The organism is Aeromonas sp. 30P (genome assembly GCF_051919805.1).
GTDB classification, from domain to species: domain Bacteria; phylum Pseudomonadota; class Gammaproteobacteria; order Enterobacterales; family Aeromonadaceae; genus Aeromonas; species Aeromonas veronii.
This window is the reverse complement of the sequence record NZ_JBQBEA010000001.1, coordinates 1,791,915-1,805,426: the sequence shown is the minus strand read 5'-3', so window position 1 is coordinate 1,805,426 and position 13,512 is coordinate 1,791,915. Positions and strand designations below refer to the sequence as shown.

At 60.0% G+C, this 13,512-nt stretch carries 9 protein-coding genes and 1 pseudogene; 3 read left to right on the top strand and 7 right to left on the bottom strand.

What is annotated here, in order from left to right; all coding sequences use genetic code 11:
• Positions 1-36: 36 nt before the first annotated feature.
• The 6 genes and pseudogenes from folC to ACTG2B_RS08370 form a co-directional block, all read right to left on the bottom strand.
• A complete protein-coding gene (gene folC / locus ACTG2B_RS08395) occupies positions 37-1,296 on the bottom strand; it encodes a bifunctional tetrahydrofolate synthase/dihydrofolate synthase (protein WP_439995513.1) in 1,260 nt (419 codons plus the stop codon).
• Positions 1,297-1,298: 2 nt separating this feature from the next.
• Positions 1,299-2,162: an acetyl-CoA carboxylase, carboxyltransferase subunit beta gene (accD, locus tag ACTG2B_RS08390; RefSeq protein ID WP_005333765.1), complete on the bottom strand. Its 864-nt coding sequence runs from the start codon at positions 2,160-2,162 to the stop codon at positions 1,299-1,301.
• Between the two features lie 119 nt (positions 2,163-2,281).
• Entirely contained in the window at positions 2,282-3,091 is an 810-nt protein-coding gene (gene truA, locus ACTG2B_RS08385) for a tRNA pseudouridine(38-40) synthase TruA (RefSeq protein ID WP_420938528.1), read from the bottom strand.
• A gap of 200 nt (positions 3,092-3,291) precedes the next feature.
• Positions 3,292-5,494, bottom strand: a pseudogene (locus ACTG2B_RS08380) (FimV/HubP family polar landmark protein).
• Between the two features lie 271 nt (positions 5,495-5,765).
• Positions 5,766-6,782: an aspartate-semialdehyde dehydrogenase gene (locus ACTG2B_RS08375; RefSeq protein ID WP_421346725.1), complete on the bottom strand. Its 1,017-nt coding sequence runs from the start codon at positions 6,780-6,782 to the stop codon at positions 5,766-5,768.
• A gap of 193 nt (positions 6,783-6,975) precedes the next feature.
• Positions 6,976-8,097: a 4-phosphoerythronate dehydrogenase gene (locus tag ACTG2B_RS08370; RefSeq protein WP_439995512.1), complete on the bottom strand. Its 1,122-nt coding sequence runs from the start codon at positions 8,095-8,097 to the stop codon at positions 6,976-6,978.
• Between the two features lie 247 nt (positions 8,098-8,344).
• On the opposite strand from ACTG2B_RS08370, the gene ACTG2B_RS08365 reads away from it, so the two are divergent.
• The 3 genes from ACTG2B_RS08365 to ACTG2B_RS08355 all read left to right on the top strand — a co-directional run bounded on the left by ACTG2B_RS08365 (position 8,345) and on the right by ACTG2B_RS08355 (position 11,461).
• Entirely contained in the window at positions 8,345-9,088 is a 744-nt protein-coding gene (locus tag ACTG2B_RS08365; protein WP_439995511.1) for a phosphatase PAP2 family protein, read from the top strand.
• Between the two features lie 99 nt (positions 9,089-9,187).
• A complete protein-coding gene (rnt, locus tag ACTG2B_RS08360) occupies positions 9,188-9,865 on the top strand; it encodes a ribonuclease T (RefSeq protein ID WP_005333780.1) in 678 nt (225 codons plus the stop codon).
• A gap of 273 nt (positions 9,866-10,138) precedes the next feature.
• Positions 10,139-11,461, top strand: a complete 1,323-nt coding sequence (locus ACTG2B_RS08355) for a Na+/H+ antiporter family protein (RefSeq protein WP_005361308.1) — start codon at positions 10,139-10,141, stop codon at positions 11,459-11,461.
• Between the two features lie 134 nt (positions 11,462-11,595).
• Here ACTG2B_RS08355 and ACTG2B_RS08350 read toward each other — a convergent pair whose 3' ends face one another.
• Positions 11,596-13,512 carry a putative bifunctional diguanylate cyclase/phosphodiesterase gene (locus tag ACTG2B_RS08350; protein WP_439995510.1) on the bottom strand — a complete coding sequence of 639 codons (1,917 nt, stop codon included), beginning with the start codon at positions 13,510-13,512 and terminating at the stop codon, positions 11,596-11,598.

The window sequence follows — 13,512 nt, the reverse complement described above, 5'->3', positions numbered from 1 at the left end:
GCTCCCCGCCGGAAGGCTGGGGAGCCGGGGTGTGGCCTAGACGGCGACACCCGCCAGAATGTCGGCGACAGTGTAAAACGAACCAAACACAATGACCATATCGTCCGGACTCGATGCGGCCAACGCTGCCTGATAAGCGGCGCTGACATCATCAAACTCTCTGGCAGGGCCCTTTCCCTCCCCCAGCGCCGCAGCCAGTTGCGCAGCAGTGGCGGCGCGCGGGCCAGTGAGACTGGCCAGATACCACTCGCCAATCAAACCATCGAGTTCGGCAAGGGAGCCCGCCATGTCCTTGTCTTTGAGCATGCCGACCACGGCGCGGCGCACACCCGCGCAGGGCTTCTTGCGCAATTGAGCTGCCAGATAGGCCGCCGAATGGGGGTTGTGGGCTACATCGACGATCACCAGAGGCGCACTTTGCAACTGCTGCATCCGGCCAGCCAGCCGGGCATTGGCAAGCCCGTCACGAATGGCGGACTCCGGCAGCGGCAAGCCGAGGGACTCCAGCGCCGCCAGCACGGTCACCGCGTTCATCAGCGGCAGCGCCGGTTTTGGCAGATCCCGCCACTGGTTGAGGCCGTGATAATCCCAACCGCTCTCGTGCTCATCGCCACGAAAATCGATACCGACCTGACGCAGGTTGGCGCCAAGACGCTGGGCTTCGCTGGCAATAGTCGCGGGCGGATTAGGCTCACCGCTGATGGCGGGCTTGCCAGCGCGATAGACCCCAGCCTTCTCCACCGCCACTGCTTCGCGGGTATCACCCAGCCAGTCGCAGTGATCGAGGGCAATGGAGGTGATCATCGCCACATCGGACTCCACCACATTGGTGGCGTCGAGCCGACCACCCAGTCCCACTTCCAGCAGCAGCACATCGGGGGCGGCGCGGCAGAAGAGCCACAAGCCAGCCAGGGTGGCGAACTCGAAGAAGGTGAGCGCTATCTCGCCACGCGCCGCTTCCACTTCGGCAAAAGCGGCGCAGTGATCGCTGTCGGACAGCTCCTGGCCGTTGACCCGCACCCGCTCGGTAAAGCGCAGCAGATGGGGCGAGGAGTAGACGCCGACCTTGTAGCCTGCGGCCATCAGAATGCTGGCCGCCATGGCACAGCTGGAGCCCTTGCCGTTGGTACCCGCCACCGTGATCACCTTGAACGGCAGCTGGGTAAGCCCCATACGCCGGGCAACGGCACCGACCCGATCCAGCCCCATGTCGATATTGACCGGATGGATCTGCTCCAAATAAGAAAGCCAGTCGACAAGCGACCGGCTTTGGGATTGTTGCATGTTTGAACTCATCTTCACTCTTCGATGACGTGAGTATTCAGCATTTTGGCGAGCAGGCTGGCCAGACGGTTACGCATTTCACGGCGATCGATGATGATATCGATGGCACCCTTTTCCAGCAGGAACTCGGAGCGCTGGAAGCCTTCCGGCAGTTTCTCGCGCACGGTCTGCTCGATAACGCGCGGGCCGGCAAAGCCGATCAGCGCCTTGGGCTCGCCCACGTTGATGTCACCCAGCATCGCCAGACTGGCAGAGACGCCACCCATGGTGGGGTCGGTCAGCACGGAGATATAGGGCAGGCCCGCCTTGGTGAGTCGGTCCAGCGCTGCACTGGTCTTGGCCATCTGCATCAGGGAGAACAGCGCTTCCTGCATACGAGCACCACCAGAGGCGGAGAAGCAGACCAGACCGCGGCCTTCCTTGATGCACTCCTCGACGGCACGCACGAAGCGGGCACCGACCACGGAGGCCATGGAGCCACCCATGAAGGAGAACTCGAACGAACAGGCGACAACCGGTACCCCTTTGAGGGTCCCTTTCATCACCACCAGCGCATCTTTCTCCGCCGTCTCTTTCTGAGCGGCAGACAAACGATCCTTGTAGCGCTTGGAATCCTTGAATTTCAGTACATCCTGCGGCTCCAGCTCGGCACCGATCTCGGTACGACCCTGCTCATCGAGGAAGCTCTCGAGACGGGCGCGGGCGCTGATACGCATATGATGATCACACTTGGGGCACACTTCGAGGTTGCGCTCCAACTCTGCCCGGTAGAGCACCTGTTCACAAGCACTGCACTTGGTCCACACCCCTTCCGGAATGTTGTGACGACGGGGCGCAGTGATCTTGCTCTTGGGAAGAATCTTCTCAAGCCAGCTCATGGAATTCCTTAATGCTTTTGTGCCTGACAAAACGCATCGAGCCTAGATTGTTCAATGACTTAATAGCTCGATGGCAACAAATGACGGGTCATTAAACCACAATTTTTCGGGCGCAGTTACTAAAAACTGGTCGTACCCGGTGCCGAGTCGGGCAGCCACAGCGGGCCGAGCGGCAACTGCGGCAGAGCAAACTCGGCCGGGTAATCCACGTCGACCAGATAGAGGCCACCGGCCTTGGCGGTCGGCCCGGCCAGATTGCGATCCTTGGCAGCCAGCACCTCGGCAATCCACTCCACCGGTTTGAGCCCCTGCCCCACCAGCAGCAGGGAGCCGGTGATGTTGCGCACCATATGGTGCAGGAAGGCGTTGGCCTTGATGTCGAGCACGATGTAGGGGCCGGAGCGGCTGACACACAGATGGGTCACATTGCGCCACGGGGTGTTGGATTGGCAGGCGACGGCACGGAAGGTGCTGAAGTCGTGCTCCCCCAGCAAGCTCTGGCCTGCCCGGTGCATCAACTCGGCATCGATGGTCTCGTGGTAGTGGCTGACGCCACTGCCGAGGATCGCCGGCCGGTAGTTGTGGTTGTAGATGATATAGCGGTAGCGACGGGCGGTGGCGCTAAAGCGGGCGTGGAAGCTCTCGTCCACCTCCTTGACCCAGCGCACGGCGATATCCGGCGGCAGGTTGGAATTGAGCCCCAGGGTCCAAGCCCCTTCGGCACGGTTCGCCTCGGTATCGAAGTGGATCACCTGACCGGTGGCGTGGACACCGGCATCGGTGCGCCCGGCACACTGGATGGAGACAGGGTGGTTGGCAATCCGGCTCAAAGCCGTCTCCAGTTCAGCCTGCACGCTGATCACTTCACGCTGACGCTGCCAGCCGAAATACCGGCTGCCGTCATATTCAATACCTAGGGCAATTCGCATGGATAAACTTGTCTTGTTGTGAAAACGCAGTGAAAGAAACGGGGCGGATTATACGCGCTCAGCCCGAAAAGTCCCACCACGCGCGCAATTGGCCTGGATTGCGAACCTGCGCGGCCATGATCCCCCCATAACAAATCGCCAAAAGAAGAGGGCAGCCTGCTGGCTGCCCCCGTTTTGCTGCTCCCGTAATGGGAGATGCTTTAGCCCAACCGCTTGAGCAACTTCTCGGCTTCGGCACGCTGATGATCGCTGCCCTGCTCCGCCGCCTCTTGCAGCAGCTCGCGGGCGCTATCCTTGTCATCAATCTCGAGGTAGGCACGGGCCAGATCCAGCTTGGCACCCACACCGCCGTCGTCGGCATCCACGTCAAATCCGGTGGATTCCGGCAGCACCTCGGGGAAGCCATCCAGCCCCACATCCAGCGAGAAGCCCTGATACGGCTCCTGCTCCGGCGCGGTGGCATCCGCTTCGGCTAGCAGCTTGTCGATCTCGACGTAGCCGCTCTCTTGCGCCTGCTCACGGGGTTGAACATCTGCCGGATGAGACTCCACCTCGGCGAACGCATCTTCGAAATCGGAGAGCGCCAACTCGTTGGGATCCCACTCCAGATCCAGCTCGGCTTCCTTCGCCTTGACAGGCTCAAGACCGAGCTCGGCCAGCATGGCATCCGCACTCTCGTCAGCGTCCTCTGCGGCACTGAGATCAATGGCGTTATCATCTTTGCCAGCAGCAGGCTCGTCGAGGGCACTGTCGAAATCGCCGAGATCGAAGCTGGCCAGATCGTCGTCAGCGGCACCGACTTCGTCGATGGAGCTCAAATCGGGCTCGAGGTCGGCGGAGAGATCCGCATCCAGCTCGGCAAACAGGGCTGCCTGCAGCTCCTCTTCGCTCATGATCTCGTCAGCGGTCTTGGGCTTGGGGTTGAACTCGCTGGCCAGATCCATGGCGGGCTCGTTGGCAAGCGCAATGGGCTCATCCAGCGAGAGATCGAGATCCGGCACCAGATCCGGGTCACGACTGGCTGGCTGGGCCGCCATCCGCTCAGGCTCGAAGCCCTGCAGCTCCATCTCGCCCTCGTCGCTGAACACCAGATCGACATCCGGCTTGGCGGCCGGCTCGTCAGGCTCCATCGGCATAAAGCCATCCGGGGTGTTGAGATCCGGCACCGGGCGCACCGGCTCGTTGTCGGTCACATCGACGCTCAGCAGATCATCAAACTCGCTCTGCTCCTGATCCATCATCATGGCGGTGGATTCGGAGAGGCTCTTCTCCTGCTCTTCCAGCTCTCGACGGGCACGGGCACGCAGCCACAGGGTCACCAGCGCCAATACCAGCAGCACCGGCAGCAGAATGATCATGGCGAGGTTGAGCGGTGAGGAGAGCAGATCCATCAACCAGTTTTTCTCAGGCTCAGGCTCGGCTGCCACCGGCGGGACCGGTTGCGCCTTGAGCTCGGCAATCTTTTTGCAGCGCGGTCTGATCCTGCAGCTGGGCTTTGAGGGTCTCTACCTCTTCGGTCAGGGATTGCAGACGCAGCTTGAGCCTGTGGTTCATCTCGGTCACCTGGCCGAGCTGGGCATTGGCATCTTCCAGTGCCAGCGCCATCTCGGTAGCCGGTTTGCCCACCGGTTTATCCAGATCGGAAGGCAGAGGCGCCGGGGTGGTGCCTTCTGCAGCGCTAGGAGCAGGTGCTACCGCCTCTTTCGGCGCAGGCTCGCTCACCTTGGCCACTTCTTTGGTTTCAGCCGCCGGTTGCGGTGCCACCACCGGGGCTGGAATGGGGGCGGCTTTCGCCACTGGCAGCGGCGCAGGCGCAGCCTTCACCGGCTCGGTCTTGGCGGCTTCCACCTTCGCGGGTTTGGCGGCAGCCGGCTTGGCGGTATGGGCCTGCTTGTCAGCCAGATATTTGGGGCTTAACCCCTTCCAGCTGGCGTTGTCGCTACGGAACTTGGCGCGGGCCTCGGCATCAGTGATGACGCTCGCCTCGGCCGCGGTCGGCAGCAGAATGCGGGATCCCACCAGAATGTGGTTGATATTGCCATCGGCGAAACTGCGGGGGTTTTTCTCGTAAATCGCCACCATGGTCTGGTAGACGCTGACCCGATTGGAGGGGCGATATTTGCTCGCCAGACTCCATAGGGTATCGGTCGGACGAACAGGGCCATAGCTACCGGCATTGGCAGTGACCTGACGCACCACCGGCTGGGCGGTTGTACGCACCGGTTGTGCGACGGGTCTGGCGACCGGCTGCGCCAGCGGCTGGGAATTGACGGCGGGAGGTGCGGGTTCGTCAGGGCCTTTTAGCTCGACAAAAAAAGGCTCCCGCGCCGAGTCTTCAGCCTGGACGGTGCCCAGCAGACCCAATGCGAGTAGCGTTGCCAATGTTATGCGGGAATGTCCCATATTCGTTCCTTCGTATGACGGCCCTATCACATTGAAAAATCTGGATAGTTACCCCAAAACAGTCGGTTCAATATAAATCAGGCTCGCTTGGCAAGCCAGCAGTCCGACACATTTAGCACCCAACTTGACCCTGAGTGTAGGAAAAAACTTAATCAGTTGATATCGCAACAGAATCTTGAAGTGACGGAGTGCGGCATGGGTCACACCCCTGTTTGATCACAGGCCGGATGCGCAGCACTCCCTGCTGCGCATCTGTGGCATCTGACCAGCCTTACAGATAGTCGCGAACCAGCAGCTCGGCAATCTGTACACTGTTGGTTGCCGCGCCCTTACGAACGTTATCGGCCACGATCCACATATTGATACCACTCGGGTGAGAAATATCCTGGCGTACCCGGCCCACCAGCACTTCATCCTTGCCGGTTGCGTCACGCACCGGGGTCGGATAGTCCACTTCGTCATCAAACAGGGTCACACCCGGCGCATTGCGCAGCAGGTCCTTGACCTGTTCGGCATCGAGCGGCTGGTGCAGTTCGACGTGTACCGCCTCGGCGTGGCCGTAGAAGACCGGCACCCGCACGCAGGTGGGGTTCACGGCAATGCTGGCATCGCCGAGGATCTTCTGGGTTTCCCATACCATCTTCATCTCTTCACGGGTGTAGCCGTTGTCAGTGAAGCTGTCGATCTGCGGGATCAGGTTAAAGGCGATCTGTTGCGGATAAAGGGTCGGTTCTACCGGACGGCCGTTGAGCAGATGAGCTGTCTGACCCGCCAGCTCGCTGACCCCCTCTTTGCCGGAGCCTGATACGGATTGATAGGTGGCCACGTTGATGCGGGCAATGCCCACTTCGTCGTGCAGCGGCTTCAAAGCCACCAGCATCTGGATAGTGGAGCAGTTGGGGTTGGCGATGATGTTGCGATTGCGAAAATCGGCCAGCGCATCCGGGTTCACTTCCGGGATCACCAGCGGGATATCTTCGTCGTAACGGAAGCAGGAGGTGTTGTCGATGACAATGCAGCCGTGTTCGGCAGCAATCGGCGCCCACTTGGCAGAGACCTCGGCACCGGCGGAGAAGAGTGCGATCTGCACCTGGCTCCAGTCAAACTCCTCCACATCGAGGATCTCGAGGTTCTTGCCGCCAAAGCGCACGGTATCACCGGCGCTGCGGCTGGAAGCCAGCGGATAGAGGGTCGCTACCGGAAATTCGCGCTCTTCCAGGATCTCGATCATCGCCTGACCCACGGCGCCGCTGGCACCCAATACCGCTACGTTAAACTGCTGGCTCATTCTGTTCTCCTCTGATAATGCTGCAATGGCGCCGGGTGGCGCCATGGTCGGCTGGCTCCCGCACGGCGAGATGACGCAGCCTGATATGGCTGAGCCGGCGCAGTAGTATCTGCGCCAGCTCAGTAAAAAATGGGGGCGAGGTAGCCAGTACGGCTCACCCCTTCCGGTTATCTTCCAACGCCTAGTCCCCGATTCAGGGGCCTGACAGCGCAAATCCCAGCTCGCCCAGCGCTTGGTCGGCAAACGCCCCCTCAACCTGCAAGGAGGATAGTTCACGGCGCTCGGGGTAGTGTTTGCGCTGCTCGTCAAAGCTACCGGGCAAGCCGAGTCGGGCCCGGAAACGGGCATCATCGCGACGCACGTCATAAACCAGATGCACCAGCTGCTTGATCAACGCCTGATCCAATGCGCGGCCCGGCACCACCGCCTGCACATCGGGGGCAGGCAACAGCTGACTCAAATCCTGACGAGGCTGGCGTCCCAGCTGCTGGCAGAGCGCCTGATAGAGCATCCAGGTGCCGCGCGCCTTCCCCTCCAGGCTGTAACCAGCGATATGGGGAGTGGCAATCTCGGTATGGGGCACCAGCGCAGCCAGTGGCTCAGGCTCGTTCTCCCACACATCCATCACCAGTCGTAAAGGCTTATCGCTCAGCTGGCGTGCCAGCAGGGCACGGTTATCCCACACCTCGCCCCGGGAAGCATTGATCAGGATCTGCCCGGCAGGGCGCGCGGCAATCTGTTCGGCATCGAGCAGATGGTAGGTGGCATCCTGCCCTTCACGGGTAATGGGCACATGGAAGCTGACGATATCGGCACCAAGAGCGGTCTGATAATCGACAAAGCCCGCATCGGGGGTATTACGCGCCTTGGGTGGATCGCAGCGCAGTACCCGCATGCCGAGCGCTTGGGCCTTGCCAGCCACACACTCGCCGGTATTGCCCGCGCCAATCACCGCCAAAGTCATGGCCGAGAGGTCGAGTTCATAACGCTCCGCCAGCACCAGCAGGGCGGAGAGCACATAATCCCCCACCGAATACTTGTTGCAACCGGGGGCGCTGAAGAAGGGAATATTGCGGCTTGCCAGCAGCGCCTTGTCCACATGGTCGGTGCCTATGGTGGCGGTGCCGACAAACCCGAGTTTGGGGCTGGTCGCCAGCAAATCGCCGTTGACGCGGGTGACCGAACGCACCAGCAGCACATCGGCATCCAGCAGATCGCAGGCCTGCATCTGCCGTCCGGGCAAGGCGACCACCTCGCCAAATTCGGCAAACAGCTCCACGGCATGGGGCATATTCTCATCAACGACTATCTTCATCGGGCTCTCTTTGGTCACAACCGCCACGGGGGCGCCATTCTAGCGCAAAGCCGCCCGAGATTTCAGCCTGTGATGCAATCCGGCGCGAAACGGGGCCACATTGCGCGGCAGCCGCTCCATCCGCCCGCTCAAACAGAGGATATCGCCACAAATGTGTAAGCAGAGGTAACAAACGTGCTGCTCGGCTTTGTCCGGGCATATCACGGTGGCACAATGCCCCTCTTTTTCGCGATCGCCCATACCCACCATGCCGCCACACGCTTCATCGCTCCCAATGTCAACCGCTTCACTCACCCGCAGTCAGGTGCTTGGCTTCACTGCCCTGTTAATCCTGCCCCTGCTGCTGCTCGCCACCCTGCCCTGGCAGCCTTTTCTGACCGGCTCCCTGCAATCAGGCTGGCTATGGTGGTCATACGCCCTCACCCGCATGGTCGATATTCCCGGGATCGGGGTCAGTGGCGCCCTCTTGCTGTTGCTGACCCGCTACAAACTGAAACTGGAGCTGACCCCCTTCATTGCGCTGGGATGCGCGCTGGCAGCCCTGCTCGCCAGCGACTGGGTGCTCAAAAGCCTGATCAAACACCTGACCGAAGAGCCCAGACCCTATCTGCTCTGGCTGGAGAGTCAGTCGCTGATCCCGGCCATCAAGCACTTCTACGCCAGTAGCGTCGATGTGCGCAGTGAACAGGTTCACGCCGCCAGCCAGTTGCTGGCCCTGCCAGAGTGGCTCGGCCACCACTGGCAGGCCGAGGTGAACTACGCCTTCCCCTCCGGCCACAGCATCGCCGCCATCAGCCTGGCCCAGTTCTTTGGCCTTATCTGGCTTGCCCGCGCCCCCACAGGCGTCTGGCTGCTGCCGTTGTGGGCGCTGGGGGTTGGTCTGTCGCGCATGGTAATGGGAATGCATTGGCCGGTGGATGTGCTGGCCAGCGCCCTGTTGGGCACGCTCACGGCGCTGATTGCCGCCCGCTGGTGGCTGCACAGATATTAAATCGAGCGCCACCTTGCCGCGGTATCCTGCGTGGGATGGGAGGACAAGCCTGTGCTTTTTTGCCATAATGCCGCCTCATTTTATCCCGACCGAGATCCCATGACCGACGCAGTTCATACCCTCAAGGGCCGTTTCCGTGGTTTTTACCCCGTCGTCATCGATGTTGAAACAGCCGGGTTCAACGCCAAGACCGATGCCCTGCTCGAAATCGCGGCTTACACCCTGAAAATGGATGAGCAGGGCTGGCTCGTTCCCGATCAGGTATTCCACTTTCATGTCGAGCCCTTCGAAGGGGCCAACCTGGAAAAGGCTGCGCTGGAGTTCACCGGCATCGACCCCTACAACCCGTTGCGTGGCGCTGTCTCGGAAAAAGAGGCGCTGACCGAGATCTTCAAGGGGATCCGCAAGGGGATGAAGGAGCAGGATTGCGGCCGCGCCATCATAGTGGCCCACAACGCCACCTTTGATCACGGCTTCGTGATGGCTGCCGCCGAGCGCGCTGGCCTCAAGCGCAATCCGTTCCACCCGTTTGCCACCTTCGACACCGCTGCTCTCTCCGGATTGGCGCTGGGGCAGACCGTGCTGGCCAAAGCGTGCCAGAGCGCCCGCATTCCGTTTGACAATAAAGAGGCGCACTCTGCCCTCTATGACACCGAACGCACCACAGAGCTCTTCTGTCATATCGTCAACCGCTGGAAGAGCATGGGGGGTTGGCCGCCAGCGCATCCGGATGATGACACAACCGATGCTCCTGCCGACGATGAGGGGCAAGAATAAACGGATGAAGGCTGCCACTGGCAGCCTTCGCTTTTTGGGGAAATGATTGATTGCACGGCGCACCGGAAATCGCCATCAACGTCACTATCCACCGCTGCACACGGGATGCACGGAGACAAACAGGTCACAAACCCTCATGTTGAGCAACCTTGTGCCACATGCTGCTGCGATATGAGGGGTTTGACTGATTTTTTTCTCGACATTTGTCACATTTTTCGCAAACTAACTCCCCTTCACATGACAGACAGCAATAACAAACTATAAGGAAATCAAATGAATCCAGTTGTTATCGCAGTCGGGCTGATGCTGGTGCTCAGTCTGCTGCGGATCAATGTGGTGGTCTCGCTGGCGCTGGGGGCCATTGCTGGCGGCCTGGTCGGTGGGCTGTCGTTGACCGATACCCTCACCACCTTCAGCGGTGGTCTGGGCGGTGGCGCCGAGATTGCTCTCTCCTACGCCATGCTGGGCGCCTTTGCGGTTGCCATCTCCCGCTCCGGGATCACCGACCTGCTGGCCCGCAAGGTGATCAACCAGTTGGGCAAGGATGCCAGCTCGACCCGCATCATGTGGGTCAAAACCCTGCTGCTCTCTTCCGTACTGGCCGTGGCGATCTCCTCCCAGAACCTGATCCCGGTTCACATCGCCTTTATTCCCATCCTGATCCCGCCGCTGCTGCATGTGATGGCGCAGATGCAGATCGACCGTCGTCAGGTGGCCTGTGTCATCACCTTTGGCCTGACCGCCACCTACATGGTGCTGCCGGTCGGCTTTGGCGGCATCTTCCTGAACAACATTCTGGCCAAGAACCTGATCGATAACGGCGTGCCCATCACCACCAGCCAGATCCCGCTGGCGATGGCCATTCCGGTCGCCGGTATGGTACTGGGCCTGCTGATTGCGGTATTCATCAGCTATCGCAAACCGCGCCAGTACGATCTGGCCAAGATCCTGGATGCCGAGCCCGAAGCGGTCGAGCTCAACCTTACCCACATCTGGGTGGCTCTGCTGGCCATTGGCGTGGCGCTGGGGCTGCAACTGATGACCAACAGCATCGTACTGGGTGCACTGGCCGGTTTTGTCATCTTCACCTGCGGCGGCGTCATCAAGTTTCGCGAAAGCCAAGATGCCTTCACTCAGGGGGTGCGGATGATGTCGCTGATCGGCTTCATCATGATCTCCGCCGCCGGTTTTGCCGCGGTGATGAAGGCAACCCACGGGGTCGACTCTCTGGTTCAGGTGGTTGCCTCAGGCATCGGCCAGCACAAAGGCATCGCCGCCTTCCTGATGCTGCTGGTGGGTCTGCTCATCACCATGGGGATCGGTTCTTCCTTCTCCACCGTGCCCATCATCGCCACCATCTATGTGCCGCTCTGCCTGCAGCTTGGCTTCTCACCGATGGCGATCATCGCCTTGGTCGGTACCGCTGGCGCGCTAGGGGATGCGGGTTCACCGGCCTCCGACTCGACGCTGGGCCCCACCTCCGGCCTCAACGCAGATGGTCAGCACGACCATATCTGGGACAGCGTGGTGCCCACCTTTATTCACTACAACATCCCGCTGGTGATCTTCGGCTGGATTGCCGCCATGGTGCTCTGATAGCCCCTCGGGCTGCGACCTCTGCACATCACAATGCAAAACAAGAAGGCGACCAGATGGTCGCCTTCTTTATTTATTCGGCTAGATAAACAACAGCACGGTAGCTTGTGGTAACGGTGAAAAGGCACCGCTCGCTAACCAAGCGCCACCTCCTGCATGATGCTCCGATTGATAAAGTAGCGATGGCAGAACAGCAGAAAGTCCTGTAGTGGCAAGGGCCTGGAGTAGAAATAGCCCTGAATTTCATCCACCCCTATGCTCAGCACCGCCTTCAGCTCATCATTGTTTTCCACCCCTTCCGCCACCACCCGCACACCGAGTTGATGAGAGAGGCTGGTGATCGCCTCGACGAACAGCGCCTGACGGGTGTCATTGTCGATGGCCGTGATAAATGAGCGGTCGATTTTGAGCTTGTCGAAATAGAGTTCCCGCAAGTAGGAGAACGATGACCAGCCGGTACCGAAATCATCGAGAGCCACCCGCACTCCAATCTGACGCAAGGTATCGATGATCTGCTTGCTCAGCTCGATATCATCCAGAGCAATAGTTTCGGTCAGCTCTACGATCAGCTGTTGCAGGCTTAGCGGCCCCTCCCTCATGTTCTCATCCAGCTGGGCTGCCAACCCCATAGTGAACATGGAACTCGAGAGGTTGACCGAGATCTCCAGCGGTTCAATCAAGTCGCTCGGGAAAATGGCGAGATCATGTTGCAAGCGCCGGAAGATCCATAACCCGAGCGCCTCCCCCAGCCCGTTATCTTCCGCCAGCGAGATGATATCGAGGGGCGGAATAAACCCGTACTCCGGGTGATTCCAGCGGATCAGTACCTCAGCCCCCAGTCGCACCCTACCTTGACCACGGACAATGGGCTGATAGTAGAGGCTCAACTGCAAATTGCTGTGGTGCTGGATCAGCTCGCGCAACTCGGTCGACAAACGGCGGTTGCGCAGATAGTGCTGATACATGCTGCTGGAGAAAACCACGTAACGATTCAGCCGCTTGCGCTTGGCACTGTCGAGGGCGATATCGGCAAACAGCAGCATCTCCTCCGGCGTGTGTACCGGTCGCACGTACTGGCTGACCCCCATAAAGACCCGCACCCGGTGGGCGGGATCAGTCGCCAAGGCAAGCCCGGCAAGTTCGTTACGCAGCTGCTCCAGAAATGGAAAGCGCAAATAGGTGGGCATAACGCCGGAAATAATGATGGCAAACTCATCGCTACCGGTTCGGGCGGCAAAGAGACCGTCAACCGATACCGCGCGGATCCGCTCGGCCAGTTGCGTCAGCAATGCATCCCCCACCTCGTAGCCCAGGCTGTCATTTACCTCCCTGAAATGGCCAAGATCCACCAGACAGACGGTCACGCTGCTGCGCCCCCCTTTATGTCCCGTCAGCTGCTTGAGGTGTTTGATCAGGGAGGCCCGGTTTGGCAAGCGGGTTAGCACATCATTCCACGCAAGAAAGTGCTGGTGGCGCACTTCGCGAAACAGCATCAGCAGCATCACCACGGTCGCCAACATCAAGAAAGCCAGAATGAAGAAGTTCTGGATACGCGACGAGTTGAGTACCTCCCGCTGGGCAATAGCGGATGGACCGGTGAAATTTTTCACCATCACATCGCGGATGGCAGCCAGATCCCGAGCCAACTCCTCGGCGAAACGAGCAAGTTCTTTCGAATCTCGCTCTCCACTGACCACGGCCTGCTCATACTTCTCGAACAGGGCCATGATCTTCCCTACCGCTTGTTCAGCACCAAAGCGAGCTCGGACCTGCTTTGCCTCTTCACCGTGCAGGAAGACATCAAGGCGGTTCCAGGCAATATCAAAGCGCTTGTTCATCTCTTTCTGACTGGTCGAACCGGTGCGATAGAGAGAGAGCGCCTCATCAAAACCACGGATTTCCAGCTCCAGCTGCGCCAACGCCCAGGCGGAGAGCTGGGTATAGCGAGTCACGGCATTGAATGCACGGTCATAGTTCCAGACCGACCAGATGGCGACCCCCAAAAAGGCAGTCACCATCAGGATCAAGCTCAGAAACTTGCCGCGCAGCAT